This window comes from Kribbella sp. NPDC104218, assembly GCF_055584105.1.
On sequence record NZ_JBVJMQ010000003.1, the window covers coordinates 489,252 to 506,411 of the forward strand.

The window sequence follows — 17,160 nt, forward strand, 5'->3', positions numbered from 1 at the left end:
GCAGAAGCGGGTGCGGGCTGCGCAGGTGTTGATTGATGGGCGGTTCAGGGTGGGCGGGCGGCGTACGGGTATCGGGTGGTGGACGGTGGGCCGCATCCGAGGCAGGCGGCGGAGGGTCAGCGGTTGCGGAGCCGTGTCCTTCGGCTCACACTCCGCAGCAGAACCGGCATCGATGATGTTGCGGCGGGCTACGTCGTGAAGTTTCGGCGCTCGCCGGCGAAAAAATCGTGAGGTCGAGGGAGCCTGCGCATCCGGCGATCGTGTCGGTCGAGATGTCCACGGAGGCGCAGTTGCGGGCGCGGCAGCGGAAGGCTGGGGGATCCGGAAATGGTCCGCGGCTGAGCGGAGCCGGGTCTCGAAGAAGCGGGTGTATGCGTTACGTGGGCTGGTGCGATGTGGGTTGTGTGCTCGCAAGACGGAGGGGGCTGCCCGGCGGCAGGAGGTTTCGTACTACCGGTGCAATGCGCGGACGTTGGTGCCGGGGTCGGCGAGCGCTTTGGCGCATCCGCGGCAGACCTATCTGCGGGAGGCCATGGTGACGCCGGCGGTGAACAGATGGGTCGTTTCGTTGTTCGATCCGATGGCTCGTGCCGAGACGATCGAGGCGCTGTTCGTCGAGGATCATGGTGAGCAGCATCGGGCCGAGTGTGTCGAGGACCTTCGTGGGCGTGTCCGTGCGGCGAACGTCACCATGGATCGGGCCCGGAAAGCGCTGGAAGCGGGGTGGGATCCGGCGGAACTGCGGGATCGGTGCAACGCGGAGTCCGCGGAGAAGCAGGGGCGCTGGTGGCGGTGCCAGGTTGCCAGGTGCTGAATCGTGATCAACTGGTGACACAGGTCGATTTGGCGGGTGCGTCGGTGGGTACACGAGAAGGCTCCGGAAGCTATTGCTTGCTTCCGCAGCCTGGGTTTTGTGTCCGAGGCCGAACACGCACCTTAACCACACGCCTCGACCTCGATCCGGACCTACCAGATCGAACCCCATAAACACCGCTTTACCGTGCCAGGACTCGCGGCGCCTCGCAGCAATACCCGAAAGTTGCCGCTGACCTGCACACTCTCCAATGGAGAGTTGTCGTTGGACGCCGTCGTTGAGCAAGCTTTGTCGCTCTAACAGTGAGTAACAGTGAGCTGAGACGGCCGCCCAGACGCCTCGGGGTGATGCATCGTGCATGACTTCACAGCACACGCGGAGAGGGGCCAACCGCTGCCGTCGAACCTACATTCACCATGATGGGATACCGGCTGCGGCGTTCCCTCCCCGCCCAGCCACTTCGAAAGCGTCTGAAAGTAGACCTGACCGTGGACCTCTCCGCCGTAAGTCGTTTATCGTGTCTACCCGCGGTGGTTTCGGCGCAGCCTGCCCCTGGAGTGGCGGACGGGGTGGCTGGGAAGGTACCCGACCCAGTTGGTAGAGCTGCCAAGTCACCGAGTCGAGCGTGCCCCCGTGATCTGGGCGATCTCCTCGACTGCGTTGCCGTCCTCGAACAGGTTAGCGATCTCAGCATTCGTCGCGTCGCTCCAGTTCCCGCGGACGGTACCCCGATGAGGGTATGGATTGTTTGCCATCTCGGCGAGGCGTGTTCGCCGGCAACCTGGATGTCGACCTCCTTGTTGGCTGCCAGGCTGGTTGGAACCGCGAACCCAGCGGTATTGACTGGCCCCATCGTGAGGAATGCGCCCACGCAGGCTGTCTCCGGCCAGCCTGCTCGCCTTCCCGCAACAGTTGTCGACATAGTCCAACGCCACCCGCTGGACCGTGGATCTCAGCAGTCCACGACGCGCCGGATCGCGCGAGTCAACGCGACGTACAGCGTCCGGTCGTCATCCTGGTTCTCGCTGAGGCCCGCCCGCAGACGTGCTCTGGCTGCGTCGCTCATGCGGATGCCGACCACCGGCCACTCTCGGCCTTTGGCCTGGTGAACTGTCATCGCCGGCACAGCCTTCGGCTGCTTGATCCGCGCAGCGAGGGCCACGAGTCTCGCCTGCTGGGCGTTCTCGCTGTCGACGGGAAGCCGGCGGAGCCGGGACGGGCTGCCCATCTCCTTGAGCGCCTCCCTCAAACCGGCGAGAGCTGCCGCGGCGGCCTCGGGAGTGCCAGGGCGCAGAAGCTCTAGCACCTGGCCGAGAGAGGCCCCAGCGGCTAGATGCGCATCAGGCGGCAGACTCAGAATGGCCGCAGCTTCGGCGACGTAGATCGCTCCGCGGCCGAAGTGGCCGCGGATAACACGGTCGAGCAGGAGCGCGATCGCCGCGTCGGTTTGGTTCTCGAGGCGGCCGAACGAAATGGGAAGGACGCAGGACGGCGCCGCCCACAGTTCGTCCCACGTGGGCGCCAGGATCACGTCGCACTCACTCGGGTCTGCGGTCGGCTCGATCTGGACGGGCCTGCTGTGGCGAGCATCGTCCGCCAGTGCCCGCATCTCCGGCGACTCGAACCTGAAGGACTGATTGACCGGGAAGGTCTCGAAGTTGTCGATCTCGACCAGCTTCGGCACCAGGTCTGGCCGAGCGCCGCGGAACCCGTACAGTGCCTGCCAAGGATCGCCGATCAGGGTCACCGAGATACCCGCGGCGGTAGCGACTCGCATCAGATCCAGATCGACACCGTTCGCATCGAAGACCTCGTCGAGGATGATGGCCTTCGTTGTCGAGGCGAGGTACCGGCCAACCTCGGCGCGCAGGTCGTGGTCCCGCAAGATCTCACCAATCACCTGGCGGACCTCGTTGTGAGTGCACCTTCCTGCAGACAGATGCGTCTCGAAGGCCGCCTTGGCCCCAATCCCGAAATCAGGACGGGTGATCCGGAGTCCACGAGACCTGACAGCAGTGCCTACGAGACTGGCTACCCTCCGGAACTCCATATCTTTCGACATGTACCGGGCGCCGACCTGTCCTCGCCAGGTATCGATCACCGTCAGCTCAGTGTGACCGCCCATCCAGGTGATGACGCCACGCCTGAGCAAGAACGTCAAGATCTCGAGGTGTAGGCCGTCCAGGGTGACCACCCGGTGCGGCCATCGAAGCGCGGCAGCGCCCCAACGCCGACGGATCCGGCTGGCAAGCTCGGCACAGGCCGAACGCGCGAAGCTCAGACCGAGAATTCTCCGCGGATCGCCGTCGCTGGCGTAGCGTAAGACCCCGAACCGCTCAGCCGCCACCGCTGTCTTGCCCGACCCCGGCGCGGCGACGACGAAGGACCGGGCGACCGCCGTCGTCGCTGCGGCGCGCTGCTCATACGTGAGGCGGCGGCGGGGCATTCTCGTCGCTTTCAGCCTCGATGTAGAGGAAGTCGAACATCTGGCTGACGTGCTGCGGCACCGTGATGGCCTCACCTGTCTCAAGTCGGCGTATCAGCTCCTCGGCGAAGGCGAGCGCGAACTCGCCCTTGCGCTTCTTGGCTGTTGTCGCGAACAGCAGATCGACGCTCGCAGGCGTCACAGGATCCGGCGCTGGAACTCCGATCTCGCTCAAGGCCGCAGCGACTGCCGCCCCGTTGCCGGCGGTCAGCGCAGGCTCCAAGGTCGGAGCGTTGTAAAACGCCCGCACCCGGAGGGGATCCACCTGTTGCAGCCACTGCGGCTGGGTGAACGTGTCGGGTTCTCGGGTATCGGTATCGGTGAAGATGGCGATCCGGTCGGCGATCTCGTGACCCGGCGCCGCCAACAGATCCACCGGCCAGCGGCCCGGCCGGGAGCCCATCAAGGTGATCGTCACAGATTCGACGAAGCGCCTCTTAGCGTCGTCACCCGCGGCCCAGGACCGTCCGAGCTGCCGCAGTAGAGCGCCTTCGCTGATTCCTTCGGTGATGATCATGCGATCTGCGAAGAGCGCCGAGGACCGGGTCGCGTCGAGATGGAGACGAGCCATCCGTAGGGTCCGCTTCTTGTCATGGATCGGCATCGTGCTGAGTACCCGCGACTCCCGGCGTCCTTCGTGGCCCCGGCGAAGCACCACCAGTTCCTCCGGCCGGCACGCCGAGATGATGTCGCCCGCGTGGCTGCTGATGATCGTCTGCAGCTCGGGTCGGGCCGCCGTGGTCTGGCGAAGGTATCGCGTCAGACCGTGTTGCAGCTGAGGGTGAAGGTGCGCCTCGGGTTCTTCAATCACCAAGGTGATGTGGAAGCGTTCCGGAAAGAACGAGTCCTCCTGTGATTCAGCCTCCGCCTCACGCTGTGCGTCGCTGTCTGCTGGATCAGCGTCGGCCTGGTCTGGCGCAGCCTGCTGCTGAGGTGCTGCCGCCGAGACCTCAGGTATCGCCGCCAGCGTGACGGCCAGATGGAGGAGGTTAACGTAGCCAAGACCCGACACTTCCAGCCGGCGGGCGAAGATGCGGTCGTCAATGGTCCCGAGCAGCAACTCCAGCACCCGTGCCAGGTAGGCGTCGTCGACAACCTGACCGCCGACGAACGCGAACTGGTGGCTGACCCCAGAAGACAGCTTGGTCAAGTGAGTACGAACGCGCTTCTCGACCGACTCGATCAACCCCGTCTTGACCAATGCGTCGAGCAAGGCCTCTGCCTTGGTTCGCAGCCCGATCAAGCTCCTGTGACCTCGGTCCGCCTGCTGCTGAGCGCGGAAGAGCTCGATCAGAATTTGTGCCTCACGCCGGGCGAGCTCGTCCAGTGGGTTGCGGTATGCCGGAAGGTAGATCAACCGCAGCGCACCGAACTCTTCCGGCTGGTGCTCGACCGAAGTCGGGCGCACCCGCCCCATGCTGCGCTCAAGCGGGCGGCTCCACGATGGGGCGGGCATCGCCAGGCCCTGCAAAGTCTTGCCCACCGGGCCTTCGTCGGCCGGGTCACCGAATGCGTAGGCGATCTCGATTTCTCGCGGCGCCGAAGAACCCAAGGTGGCCACCGAGGGGCGGGTGAGCTGTGGGAAGACGTGGGGGTGAGCCAGATACAGAGCTTCCGCGACCGTGCTCTTACCGGCGTTGTTCGCACCAACCATCAGCGCGAACCGCCCAGGGAACTCACACACCAGATCTTCGTCGGCTGCAGCCCGGAATCCCCGGATTCCAACGCGCTGTAGGTACACCGGTCACCTCGCTAAGCTCGCGGTACTCCGAGCCAAATCTATCCGGAACTCGCTAGTCCGGCACCGCGACTACGCGAGCCGCGATAGCCACACGAGCTCATACGGCGGCGCAAAGCTTGGGCTCAGGGGGAATCTGGAAACGGCTCGTGTATCTCACGAAGTGCCTCCTCCAGGTGGCCTGCCCCTGCGTGTCGATCGAGCGCCGTGCCGACCTTCTGCCGAGATCGAAGCGACGCCCGCAGTTGTTCTCCGCCTGACTCTGCGTAGCGCCCCACGTCGTGACCGGTCGGGTCCGGCCGTCGAGGTCCCGAAAGAATGCGCGAGCCTCCCACTTCCGCGGACGCCCGTCCTCGTCGCGACTGCCGACCCGGCTGGTCACCATGCCCCAGGTCCCAGTGGTAGATGCTCGCGACCCACGTCGCCTCCTCACCCCATTGACTCCGAATACTTGTCAACGGCTGAGGTATAGGAGGTCTATTCCGGTTGCGCTCCGAGTGTGGAGTGGTGCAGCCAGTGATCTGGGGGACTGGATAGTTGTAGATTAATCGGGGTGTCTCCGGGGAGGATTGTTGTTGCCCCGGCGCATCGAGCATAATTGTCTCCGCCTGGTCGTAATTCGCCGGCGGTAGGAGACTCAGGCTGGCGAAACCATCGAGTTCAGGAGTGACGTTGCGACTTCGCCTGTGGCAGACCTACAAGTCCCTCGGAGCCCTCGAGATCGACAATCTCGAGATCCCTGACTTCACAGTCATCACGGGGGCGAACGGCTCGGGCAAGTCCCAACTCCTGGCGGGCATCGAGTCGCGAATGATCCACCTGTTCGAGGATGGGAGCCAGAATCAGGTCCCTAGTATTCGCCTTTTCAGGCTGGGTGAACTCGTCCTCCAGAGTGAGCAGCTCCTCAATACCAACCAGGTGCAACACGCCTGGAAGGTAAACTACAACCACATCACGCAAATGCGTCGCGAGAATTATCCGAACCTCGCGCCCGAGCAGTTCGACAATGTCCTTCGCGAGACCTTCGTAGACCAGCAGAAGGCGATCTCCACTGCTGGTTTCGCGCGACTCCAGTCCGCCGGCAAACCCATCTGCGATTTGACGATGGAGGAGTTCGAGCGCCTCCATCCATTGGCGTCCGGACAGCAGGACATCTTCAGTACGTCGTTGACTATGCTGTTCCTGACGTACGCGGACAAGAAGTTCCGTAATGACATCAAGGCCTTCAAATCCGATCCGGCGGCGTTGGCTTCCGAAGAGTTCATCGCGCACTACGGCCCGGCACCTTGGGATTTGCTCAACCAGACGCTCGGCATCGTCGGCCTGCCGTACCAGTTCAGTACGCCTCCCGAAGGGGTCGAAGGCGTGGTCTACACCGCCGAACTGACGGGGCCGAACGGTGTGATTCTCACGCCTGACGCCCTGTCGTCCGGCGAGCGGCTGCTCCTCGCTGTCGCATCGGCGATGTTCATGGGCTCGAGCCTCGCCGATGCCGTGCAGGTTCCATCGGTTCTTCTGCTGGACGAGGCGGATGCGAGTCTTCATCCGACGATGGTGAAGAGCCTGCTGAGCGTAATCCAGGATCTGTTCATCAAGCAGTACGGCGTTCGCGTCATCATGACCACGCACTCGCCGACCACCGTGGCGTTGGCGCCTGAGGAGTCGTTGTACACCCTGAGCCGAACTGGGCCGCGGATGACGAAGACTTCTGCGGACCAGGCGATCAAGTCGCTGACGGCGGGCCTCTCGACGCTCAGCGTCAATGTCGACAACAGGCGCCAGGTGTTTGTCGAGAGCGAGTATGACCAGACCTACTTGCAGCTCCTGTTCGGAATCCTGAAGACCCGCCTCGACACCGAAATCTCCCTGGAGTTCATCGCTGCCGGCCGGGGCGACAAGGGTGGCGGCTGCGACGCGGTGATTCGCTTGGTCAAGGAGTTGCGGGCGAACGGTGTGACCACGGTCTACGGCCTGGTTGACCGTGACGACAGGTCCGGAGCGCCAGAGGGTATTCGCTACCTGCCGGACCGTCATTCCATCGAGAATCTCATCTTCGATCCCTTGCTGCTGGGTGCCTTCATCCTCCGCGAACGCCTTCGCCCGCCCGAGGCACTCGGACTGGCTCCTGGTACTCGACACTTCGATCTGGCCGAGTCTGACTTCCGGCAGATCGTCGATCAGTTGTCGCTCGCGATGGGCTTCACCGCCGATCCGACGAGGATCGACTATGTCGGTGGTTTCAGCGTGGAGGTCCCGGCCGAGTGGCTCCGCACTCAGGGGCATCGACTTGAGACGGACCTCGTCAAGCAGTTCCCCGAGCTCAACCGCTTCCGAAGAGACCTCCCGCGCGAGATCATCGCGCGAGCGGCAACCGATGTCTCGGCTGCCATCCCGAGCTCGATCCTCGCCGTATTCGAGGCGCTGGTCTCGGACAAGTAGCCAGGGCCAAGACGTCAGGCGCGCCAGACCCAGTTCTGGCGCTCGGAACGGATCTCGAAGCTGTCACCGCGATCGCGATCGAGGGACGGAGCGTCGCTGAGGACGTAGCGGCGTACGGTGTTGCCCGGTCGTGGGTGTACGAGTTGCTGGCCCGGTATCTGCATCGACGACGAGGGCTGCAGCGAACGGGGTCTCGACGATCACAGGTGCCCTCGCCGCGTCTTGCGCGCCGTGCCTCGCCACCTCCGCTGGGTGCGTTGGCCGGTCAAAACTCTCCGGGGGTTTTCTCTCGGTCTGCGCGGTTACCTTAGGGGCAACGCTGCTCGAGAGACAACCGCCGGTGCGCACGCTCAATCTTCCGGCGACCATTCCCTTAGTGGCCCCGGCTGGAAGCAGCTGTATTGGCATAGGGGGTTGCTACAGCGATATGCGTCTACGCGGTTAATTCGTGATCTTGGCGACGATGTTGATCGTCATGCGAGGGCATTCGCAAGTCACGGCACTGCTCAGTAGGCCTGATAGCGAACGTCATAGGTTGAGGCCGAGGTCCCTTCGTTACCGCGGGCCCACTCCCGCTGGACAACTCCCACGCGCGGTACCGGGCGGGCGGATGGGGCAGGCATTGATTCTCGCGCCAAGTCCGGCGGTGGGCGGCAGTAGCCTGTGAGCATGTGCGTTCGGTGGATCTGGCGCTGCGAGGTGGCATTTGCGTAGGGGACCCGTAGGGGGAGCGGCCGCGGAGGAAGGCTCCCGCCACCGCGCCGGAATCGGTGCGCTGGCTGCGGCAGCAGGGCTTGGTGGGCGTCCATTGAGCTGGTTGCCGGCGGGCGAAGCTCCCATCGGCATCACGATGGAAGCTGATGCGTCGATCGACGACCTCGTCATACGGTTCGTGTCATCAAAGGCGTACATCCAGGCCAAGCTGAGCTGCGACTTCGGGCAGACACTGACTGCGACAGCCACGCAGTGGGTAGCTGCAGAACAGGCGGGCGAGTTGTCCGGAGACGACGTCGCCGTGCTGGTCGCCGCACGTCTGTCAGGCACTGTGCGGCATCTGGCCGACGGGCTTGACCGCCGGCGCGATGAGACGATGCAGAGCAGAGACCAGTCCAACCACGTGCAGCGTCTCCGCGATCTGCTGCGAGAGCTGGGTCTCGAAGATGGCGCGCTGGATACTCTCCTCGATCGGATCTATGTCTGTGAAGTCGATGGCCGCGGGTCCAGTCCATACTGGTCAGCAGGCGCGGCTTGGCTCGACGGGACGATTGTCAGCGCGGGGCACGGCTCGGCAGGACTACAGGCGTTGTGTGATGGCGTGCAGCGAGCGGCCGCTAACCGTGGACCAGAAGTCGGGCTAGATGGCTGGCGGAGATGGTTGCGGGAAGCCGGGGTTCCGGCCCACGCGGATCCTGGCGGAGCGCTGGCGGCTCGACGCCAGGCCGCGGATGAGGAGACTGCCGCATACCGACAATCTCTGGCGGCCGAGCTCGATCGCCTGCCACTCGCCGCGTTCAACGTTGCTGCTCTCGACGTAGCCGGTCTCGCTCAAGGGATCCGGATCTCGCGTCGAAGTACGGCAGAAGAGGACAGTGCCGCTCACAACGGCACGCTACTGGACGCCGTGCGGAGGGAAGGACGCATCCTGTTGGTGGGTCATCCCGGAACGGGAAAGTCCGTGGCGGTTAAGCAGCTAGCAGCCTTCTTTGCTGCCAATGAGCATGCGCCGATTCCATTGGTTCTTCGCCTACCGGACCTAGCCGAGCTGCTGCCCCGGGACCGCCCCACGCCGCTGACCATGAACGAAGTTATTGTTCAGGCGACGCCGGCGTCGAGTTCTGTCTTGCGGGCAGAGCTGGCCGAGAGGATCGAGATCGGCCACGCGATTCTCCTACTGGACGCGTTGGACGAGACGCTGGACAGGAGCGCCCATGTCGTCAGTGAGTTGGCGAGCCTGCTGCGCAGGCAAAGCCGGGACCTCGATGTCGTCGTAACCTCCCGTTACAGCGCCGAAGTTTCCGCGACAGAACTCGGTCTGCCGATCTACGATCTCGAAGAGCCGGCAGATCTCGATAAGGCGCTACACGAACTGATCGCTCACGTCATGCCCGCGGGAGTTTCGGATCCGGCTGGGTGGCTGGATCAACGCAAGGACTACATTCGCCGATCTCGGCAGGACGAACCTGCGATATGGAAGATTCCGTTACTGGCCACGTTGGCGGTCCTTCTGCTGGCTGAGCGAACACCGACTGATATGCCGTCAACGCGAGCCGGTCTTCTCCACCAGGTTGTTGCCGAGAGTGTGACTCGTTGGTCCAAGGCTCGGCCTGACGCCGATCTCCCTGGATTGGATCGGGCACTCTCGGTCGAAGTGTTGATGGACACCTATGCCGACATCGCGTCTGTGGTTGCGGAAGGCGGCAGTTGGGAATCTGCAGCCCGAGCAGTCGAAGCACGACTCGTGAGCTCGCACTGGGGGCTAGTGGGAAGACCTGCTCGATTGGCTGCGGAGGCCTCAGTCGATCACTGGGACGGGACTGCCGGAGTCTTCATCACGCAGGAGCATCGTGGCGAGCTGGTAGCTCGTACCCGGCTGTTCACCGAGATCGGTGATGCCGTCCGTCACACCCGCCCCGATGCGGATCTCGAGGGCTGGATCGGGCGAGCAGCGGAGGCGAAGGAGCGTCACGAGACGTTGAGACTTGCAGCCGGGCTGTCACCCGCGGCCTGCCAGATCCTGACCGATCTTGCCATCGCCGAGGCAGACAGTCTGCTCGATGTCGCATGCGCCGCGTGGGGTGATGGCTGGTGTGCGGAGTCCGACGAGCCGAGGCGGCTCGTCGCGGCGCAGATCGCCCGATTGTCCAGCCGGAACCGGCAACCACCGTCGATCCCAGCGGACGCCGACATGGTCACGAAACTTACGGCCTCACGGGTCTCGCCTTTCGAGGAGCTGGCCGTGCGGCTTGCCCAGTTGCCCTTGCTGCGCAGTGAGATCGAGCGATTGGTGCAGACTTGTGAGTGCCTGAACGCGAAGCAGATTGCCGTCATCAACGCCCTGGCGATGGCGCACCGGGCCGAGCTCAACGGCGGCGTTCTTGATCACCACACGCTGGATCTGGTGGAGACGGCGCTCGTCGAAGATCTTGCTGAGGGAAGCCGCGGCGGCGAGGGGTTGCCGCACGGCTCGGGCCTGTTGGCCGAGGTCGCGATCCGGACCTTACTTGCGATCCGTCCGTCAATTGACGTGGCGCATCGCATCGCAAGGACTGCGCGCGCTTGTTCTGGTGTGGTCGCCGGGAGAATTGAGGACGAACTGCGACGGCTCGGCTACGGGGAGGCTGCCGAGGCGATGATCGGGCGACGATCGAAGATGCTGGCGACGCACGAGCTGAACATGCTCGATCGGCATCCGTTCTCGGGCCTGCGTCAAGCGTTCGGTGAACTTGTTGAGCTGACTCAGTCGCAAGCCTGGCATCTCGATGAGGCTGGTGCGCTTTTCGAGCTCGTACGCCTCGGTGAGCAGACTATCGGCGTCAGCGCGGATGCCGGGGTGTCGCATCTGGAGGCGACTGCGGCCATCCTGTCGGCCTTCGGCGAGGCCGCGGGCATCGATATGCAAGTGGTCGGCGGCCAGTTGCATCAGCTCCATCGGGAGAACCCTCAGCGGGCGACATGGGGTTTGGTCTACAGCGCGTCAGATCGTCTGAGCGTTGAGCAGTTGGTGTCGGTCGAGGACAAGCATTTACGTTGTGCCGTCCGGGCATGGGAGACGGGGAACGTCTGGCTTGCTCAGATCGCCCGGGACCTGATGGTGTTGGGGCAACGGCTTCCAGACGAGATCCTGACCACGATTCTTGCGGGTGTCTCTAGCTGGCAGCCATATTCGAAACTAGGCGCTGCAACAGCAGTTGCGGCGTTGCGCCCGGAGATCGAGCTCCCTCTTGCCGACGCCATGATTCGCTCGGGGTGGGCCATCCGACAGGTCTGGTGGGCAAGTAGCCAGGGGCAATTGGACGAGGTTCTCGATCTCTTTTCGGATCCGGATCTGACGGTACGAGACTATGCGGTAGTACAGGTAGCCGGCGCTGACGCCGACCTGCGGGACCGAATCAACGTCGCACTGACTTCGCCCGCAACTCGGTGGACTTGTTGGCAATGCGATTCCAGTCATCAAGCAGACGTGCGGTCATGTCCGCATGACCGCTGTCCACGGCCCACACCGACACTCGGGGACTGACCCCCGACAGCTGATGGGTGGGCAGTCCTCGCGGGCACGAGCGCGGTCAGCGTCCGCTGTACCGCATGGGATTGGGACTGGCCGACGTCCGCTTGCCCGGGTGGCGGTTGCGAGGTACCCACGTCGATCCCGGCCGAGGTCCGTCTCCCAGCTCGCGAATGCTCGGAGGAGGCCCCATCGCAGCGTTGGCGCCGCTCCCCATTAGGCTGATTGGACTCGGCGCCCGGACAAATCGTTGTTCGCTTGTGCCTAATGCCCTCAAACCCGCATGGGACGACTGGGTATGCGCTTGCTAGGGCGCCGGCGCGCTAGCGATTGCGCCATGTGAGTGGAGAGACGGTCAGGGCTGCGTCGGCGAGACGCCGGCCGAACTCGGTCTGGATCTTCGCGCGAGATGACTCGATCCAGCCGTCGGTGCGGGTGTAGCCGGATTCGCGGTATTCGATGGCTTGCATGAGGCATTCGAGGCGGTCGGCGTCTTTGGCGCAGCGGGACTCGAGGGTGTCTTGGGTTTCGTATTCGGCGACTGCTTCGCGGATGCTTTTGGCGGCGGTGTGGGGGAGGTTGGCGGTTTGGTCTTCGGTGATTTCTTCGTTGGGGGCTGCGGTGATGTAGGGGCGGGCGCTGTGGGGGATGTCGCCGATGCGGGTTTCTTGGGAGTCGTGCCACATGCCTAGGTAGGCGGCTCGGGCTGGGTCGGCGCCTTCTTCGGCGGCGATGAGGGCTGCTAGTTGGGCTACGCGGAGGCTGTGTTCGGCGACGGATTCTGGGTCGCGGACGCCGGCGTGCCACCAGCCGGCGCGGCGGAGGCGTTTGAGGACGCCCATTTCGTAGGCGAAGGCGATGGCGGCTGCGGCGTCTTGGTCGGTGTTGTCGTCGGCCACGGTGGTCCCTTCGTCAGCGGTCTGCGAGTTGTACTGCACATCGCAGATTAATCAACTCGTCTCTGGTCTGACCGGTGAACCCCGCGTCCAGGGCTTGGGCGACGCGTTTCTGAGTCTGGGAGCGGAGGTTGTGGTCTCGTTTGAGGAGGTCTGGTTTGGCCAGGACGAGCGTCCACATGCTGTTGATGTTGATGGGGCTGTGGACGGGGTTGTCGAGGTGGGCGAGGAGGTGGGTGGCGACTCGGCTGCCGGACCAGGTGTGATCGTTGGCGGCGGCGATGAGGTAGGTGTCGTCGGCGTACAGGTCGGTGATCTCGCCGAGCCAGTAGGCCCAGTAGGCGAGGTTGGCGGCCGCGTGCTGTTCGCTGCTGAGGGTGGTCTTGATGAAGTAGTGGAGGGGGTCGCTGTCGCCTCGGCGGGCTAGGGCGAGGGTGGCGGAGCGGGCGGCGATTCCGCCTGGGAGGTCTGACGTGGGGGTTGTGATCTTGAAGGCGCGCTCGTGTTCGTGGGCCAGCCATTGGGTGGAGGCGGCGCGCTGGTCGAAGCCGAGTAGGTACATGGCCTGGCGGCGTAGGACGGGGGAGCGGGCAGCGTCCGGGGATTGGACGGTGGCCAGCAGGTGGTCGAAGAAGCGTGTCTGGTCTGCGTGGGCCAGTGTCGGTCGTTTGGCGACCGGGCCGCGGCCGGGGGCTTCGGAGAGTTCGCGGAGTGGGAGGGGCGAGATGCCGGTGAAGGGCCAGGTGATCATGTTGACGAGGTTGCGGCGGTGGACTGCGGCGCCGAGCGGGTTCAGGTCGGCGCTGACCGGGCGGTCGCCGGCTGAGATCGCGATCGAGAGGATTCCGTCGGCTTCGACTGCGTCTTGAAGCGTGACAACCACTGTGGGGGCCGCGCCGAGAGTGATGAGGCGGGTCCGGAGACGTACGAGGTCGGCGGTGCGGAGAGCGGTGAGTGGGCGTTTGCCGGTTTCCCAGCCCTGGATGGTGCTGATGTCGACGCCTAGGCGTTCGGCGAGTTCGGTTTGGGTGAGCGTGAGTGAACCGCGGATCAGTTTCAGGACGAATCCTGAAACGATGCCGATCTCGGAGCCCGGGGTGACGAAACCCCGCATGCCGGTCTGACTATTCGACGGCGCCATGTTGTGCGCTTTTCCCTCCCCGCTCAGGGCAGCGCGGAAACCCGCACTCACAGTCAGTTCAGCATAGTTCAGCTTTCCGTGATCGTTGTCGGCATGTTCACAAGCGTTGGCGAGGACGTCGAGCCGCTGCCCGAATCGATGCGGCGAGTGTGCGTGTGGTTCGGACAGCACCTGATCATCGACCATCTGGACGACCCGATGAACGCTGCCGGGTTCGAGGTTGCGATGCGTCAGCGGTTCGCGAGCTTGCGGGTGACCAATGAGCCTGCGAGCGATGCGGAGGTGCGCGATGTTGTCGGGTCGTGAAGCGCCACGGCGGCTGGTCGACTACACGCGTCCGCTGCTGCTCGGGTACGTGCGGCGCGATTTCTACCTGTCGGATCGGCAGGTAGACGGGGCGAAGGTCGAGCTCGGAGCGTTCGCGGCGATGGAGGGCTTCACGCTCGGGACGGTCTATGTCGAGCAGGCCGAGACCGCCCCGGCGGCGTACGACGCGCTCGTGGTCTCAGTGAACCGGTACGAGGTGACCGCGGTTGTGATGCCGCACCTGGGACACCTCGCGTTGGTCGGCGAACCTGCAGCTGTCCGGGAGCGGTTCGAACGCGCTACGGGAGCCCGAATCATGCTGCCGGTGGCACCGGAAGCAGGCGAGGTCGGCAGGGGTGTGCCTTCAAGGATCACGCCGCCGTGAACTGCCGGTCTCGCCGTAGTTCGGTCCTTGTCCGAGCCTTCCCTTCCCCTGTGGAGGGCTCGGCCAGGGACCTGCAGTGCCGGCTGGCGCGGGTCGTGAGGCGAGTCCCGGCCCGCGCCAGCCGTTCCACGCCGGGGTCCGGACGGAGTCCTCGGCTATGGCCGGCCGGGTGGTCTCGGGCGCTGGGTTCGTTCGCCCTGACCGCCCGGTCGGTCTCAGTGAAGATTGCTCGGGAGCACTCCGTGTCGGACGACATGTGGCACCGCGTGCAGAGCGTGGCGGACTGGCAGTACTGCACGGTCTTCTGGCTCGCGCTGAGCGGCGAGATCCACGAGATCGGTGATCCACCGGACGGTCCCGACTGGATCCTGAATCTGCCCGCAGGCGAAGACGGCTTCGATGTCATCACGCCTTCGTGGTCGAACGGGTCGATCGTGCTGTGCCGCGTCCATTGGCGTCGTCCGATGACCGGTATGCGGCGGCCGCACCCGCGCTACGTCATCAGCGTCGACCGCCGTCCATGGTTCGTCGGCAGCGCCGTCCCAGATCGGCTCCTGGTTGAGCTGGCGCTTCAGTCGAGCCGCGAAGTGAGACCGCACGAAGCATTAGTTCAATGTGAGGAGAATGAGCGTGTCTGACGTACAACGCCTCAAAGAGCAATTGCATCAGATCTCGCTGGAGGCCAAGCAAGCCGGAGGTGGGATCGCGCAGTTCAAGTCGAGGTTTTCGCAGCAATCCGCGCAGGTACAAGGGCTGATCGCTGGAACCGCGACGGGTGTCGATCGAGATATCGCCGAGATTCTGGATGCAGCCGGCAGAGCCGTCGAGCAGGCTGCACAGTCGCTGGAGATCGCAGCGGCGGGCTGTGCTCGGTACGCCGATCAGATCTAGGCGTGGCGCATGCCCTCGGAGCTCCAGCGGGTTGCGCAGGGACTGGTAGATGCCCTCAACCAAGTCCCGCAGGTGGTTGCTCATCTCCAGCGGACGGCGGCGCGATGCCGCGAGAACGCGGCTCTTGTCGGGACGTTGGCCGGGCATCACGGCTCCGCCGCGGCGGCAGAACTCGACGACGCCGCCCGCGCCTGTGATGCGGCTGCGCACTACCTCGCCATGGCACCACCAAAGGCGCTCGACTGGGCACAGCAGCTGGTCGCGATCGGAGCGGGTGGAGGGCCTGACTCGATTGGTCACAACCCGCCAGCCGGTGACGGATCCTCCCCGGGCAAGCTGCGAGATGCTGGACCGAAAGCGTCGGGAGCCAGCCAATCAGACTCAGATCGTGTTGGGCTGCCAGCGGACGACGGCGGCGACGCTCAAGGAGAATCCGAGCCGGCGCCGTACTTCGAGCACATCTTCCAACGGCTTCCCGAGCGGCCGGGCGGCCAGGGCGCGACCAGAGGCATCCTGACGTCGATCGACGGTCGCGGGATGACTCACCTGGTCAGCGGGACGCGTGGCCCGGGTGCCGGCGCGCCTGGTCTGACGGGGTGGCGGGCGGGATTGGCCGTTGCTCGGGAGCATGTCGAAGGGCACGCGGCTGCCCTGCTCAGGCGCGCTGGGGCACCCAAGGAGGCGACTCTGTACCTCAACAACAAGCCGTGTCCTGGCGAGGCGGGATGCGATGAAACGCTGGAGGACCAGCTCCCGAAAGGCACGAAACTCACGGTGTATTGGCCAGGAGACCATAAGGTCTACCGTGGCAACGGAAAGGGGATGGCATGACTGACATGAAAGCTACCTACGACTACGAGACGGTCCAGGTGGCTTCCGCTGACGAGCTCGAAGACCTCCTCGACAAGGTCACTTCGTTGCCACTGCCAACCTGGCTCGAACTTGCCACTCCCGCTTACGACGTACTGCAGATCGGGCTCGGACGGGACTTCAGCTCGCTCCGCTTCATTGAGAAGCGCGACGGCGGCGAGGCCTACCACTCGGCAGCCACCCTTGAAGCGCCGGATGATGTGTCGTTCCAGCTTGGAACGGTGCCCACGACGATCGACGCCGAGAGCGCGATCGGGGTCGAGGAGGCGCGCGCTGCGGTGTTGGAGTTTCAGCGGACAGGGCAGCGACCCACAACGGTCGGATGGGCAGTCGTGCGACCAGCAGCGACGGAGTCGGAGCCGTTCAGTTGGGGCGAATGGGACGCCGTCGAGGAGGACGGAGACGCCGGGTTCGGTCGAACGGTGGACCCCGCGGGCTGACCCCGTCCAGGTGCCTGTCACTCGCGCCAGATGTTGCTGGCACGGCGCCAATTGGGTGTTGCCAGTTGGAAAGCTTGAGGTGTCTGTAGGCGCTTCAGTTGTGCGCGCAGGGCGGCGTTGGTGTGGCGGAGTTCGGTGATTTGGGACTGCAGGTGGGCGATCTCCGCGCGTAGTGCGTCGGCCGGGTTGCTGGTCGCTTGGGTGGGCTGGCGGGTGGTCTTTTGGCGGGTTCGCCAGCGGCGGAGGCGGCAGAGATCTGAGCAGAAGCGCTGGTCGGATCGGGTCATTTCGAAGCTGGTCGAACAGTGTTCGCAGACGTTGGTGCGGTACGTGGGGTGGGCGGATTCTGGGGGCTGTGGCGTGTCCATGGTTGGTTCAACGGGTCGGGTGGGTCGGCGGCGGTAGGCGTTTCGTGGGCGCTGAAACGCCTTGAGTGCCAGATGTGTGCCGGTGTTCGCCCTCGTCGGGTTGGTCCGGAAAGTGGGTGTCGGCATCCGTTGAACTGGCATGGGGTGAGATGACGCGGGATTCTG

General features: G+C 64.5%; 13 protein-coding genes. 9 read left to right on the top strand and 4 right to left on the bottom strand.

Annotation, left to right across the window (positions count from 1 at the left end):
* The first annotated feature begins 388 nt into the window (after positions 1 to 388).
* A complete protein-coding gene (locus ACZ6ZD_RS27055; RefSeq protein ID WP_465676717.1) occupies positions 389 to 814 on the top strand; it encodes a hypothetical protein in 426 nt (141 codons plus the stop codon).
* 952 nt (positions 815 to 1,766) lie between these two features.
* On the opposite strand, the gene ACZ6ZD_RS27060 is transcribed toward ACZ6ZD_RS27055, so the two are convergent.
* Together ACZ6ZD_RS27060 and ACZ6ZD_RS27065 are read right to left on the bottom strand one after the other, a co-directional pair.
* Positions 1,767 to 3,260, bottom strand: coding sequence for a UvrD-helicase domain-containing protein (locus ACZ6ZD_RS27060; protein ID WP_465676718.1), 1,494 nt, complete (start codon positions 3,258 to 3,260; stop codon positions 1,767 to 1,769).
* Positions 3,235 to 5,040 carry an ATP-dependent nuclease gene (locus ACZ6ZD_RS27065; RefSeq protein WP_465676719.1) on the bottom strand — a complete coding sequence of 602 codons (1,806 nt, stop codon included), beginning with the start codon at positions 5,038 to 5,040 and terminating at the stop codon, positions 3,235 to 3,237. The genes ACZ6ZD_RS27060 and ACZ6ZD_RS27065 overlap by 26 nt, the downstream gene beginning before the upstream one ends.
* 669 nt (positions 5,041 to 5,709) lie before the next feature.
* On the opposite strand from ACZ6ZD_RS27065, the gene ACZ6ZD_RS27070 reads away from it, so the two are divergent.
* Together ACZ6ZD_RS27070 and ACZ6ZD_RS27075 are read left to right on the top strand one after the other, a co-directional pair.
* Positions 5,710 to 7,476: an ATP-dependent nuclease gene (locus ACZ6ZD_RS27070; RefSeq protein WP_465676720.1), complete on the top strand. Its 1,767-nt coding sequence runs from the start codon at positions 5,710 to 5,712 to the stop codon at positions 7,474 to 7,476.
* Between the two features lie 808 nt (positions 7,477 to 8,284).
* Positions 8,285 to 11,713, top strand: coding sequence for an NACHT domain-containing protein (locus ACZ6ZD_RS27075; protein ID WP_465676721.1), 3,429 nt, complete (start codon positions 8,285 to 8,287; stop codon positions 11,711 to 11,713).
* Between the two features lie 308 nt (positions 11,714 to 12,021).
* Here ACZ6ZD_RS27075 and ACZ6ZD_RS27080 read toward each other — a convergent pair whose 3' ends face one another.
* Together ACZ6ZD_RS27080 and ACZ6ZD_RS27085 are read right to left on the bottom strand one after the other, a co-directional pair.
* Entirely contained in the window at positions 12,022 to 12,597 is a 576-nt protein-coding gene (locus tag ACZ6ZD_RS27080; RefSeq protein WP_465676722.1) for an HD domain-containing protein, read from the bottom strand.
* Positions 12,598 to 12,610: 13 nt separating this feature from the next.
* Positions 12,611 to 13,735, bottom strand: coding sequence for a helix-turn-helix domain-containing protein (locus tag ACZ6ZD_RS27085; protein WP_465676723.1), 1,125 nt, complete (start codon positions 13,733 to 13,735; stop codon positions 12,611 to 12,613).
* 78 nt (positions 13,736 to 13,813) lie between these two features.
* Between ACZ6ZD_RS27085 and ACZ6ZD_RS27090 the strand changes: the two genes are divergently transcribed.
* The 6 genes from ACZ6ZD_RS27090 (at position 13,814) to ACZ6ZD_RS27115 (ending at position 16,627) form a co-directional block, all read left to right on the top strand.
* The gene (locus tag ACZ6ZD_RS27090; protein ID WP_465676724.1) at positions 13,814 to 14,041 is read left to right on the top strand and encodes a hypothetical protein; all 228 of its coding nucleotides are present in this window, start codon (positions 13,814 to 13,816) and stop codon (positions 14,039 to 14,041) included.
* Complete coding sequence (locus tag ACZ6ZD_RS27095; protein WP_465676725.1) at positions 14,028 to 14,426, top strand: hypothetical protein; 399 nt, start codon at positions 14,028 to 14,030, stop codon at positions 14,424 to 14,426. The genes ACZ6ZD_RS27090 and ACZ6ZD_RS27095 overlap by 14 nt, the downstream gene beginning before the upstream one ends.
* A gap of 242 nt (positions 14,427 to 14,668) precedes the next feature.
* Positions 14,669 to 15,064, top strand: coding sequence for a hypothetical protein (locus tag ACZ6ZD_RS27100; protein WP_465676726.1), 396 nt, complete (start codon positions 14,669 to 14,671; stop codon positions 15,062 to 15,064).
* Positions 15,051 to 15,317, top strand: a complete 267-nt coding sequence (locus ACZ6ZD_RS27105) for a hypothetical protein (RefSeq protein ID WP_465676727.1) — start codon at positions 15,051 to 15,053, stop codon at positions 15,315 to 15,317. The genes ACZ6ZD_RS27100 and ACZ6ZD_RS27105 overlap by 14 nt, the downstream gene beginning before the upstream one ends.
* A gap of 219 nt (positions 15,318 to 15,536) precedes the next feature.
* Positions 15,537 to 16,148: a DddA-like double-stranded DNA deaminase toxin gene (locus ACZ6ZD_RS27110; protein ID WP_465677476.1), complete on the top strand. Its 612-nt coding sequence runs from the start codon at positions 15,537 to 15,539 to the stop codon at positions 16,146 to 16,148.
* Complete coding sequence (locus ACZ6ZD_RS27115; protein ID WP_465676728.1) at positions 16,145 to 16,627, top strand: Imm1 family immunity protein; 483 nt, start codon at positions 16,145 to 16,147, stop codon at positions 16,625 to 16,627. Before ACZ6ZD_RS27110 ends, ACZ6ZD_RS27115 begins: the two co-directional genes overlap by 4 nt.
* Positions 16,628 to 17,160: the final 533 nt, after the last annotated feature.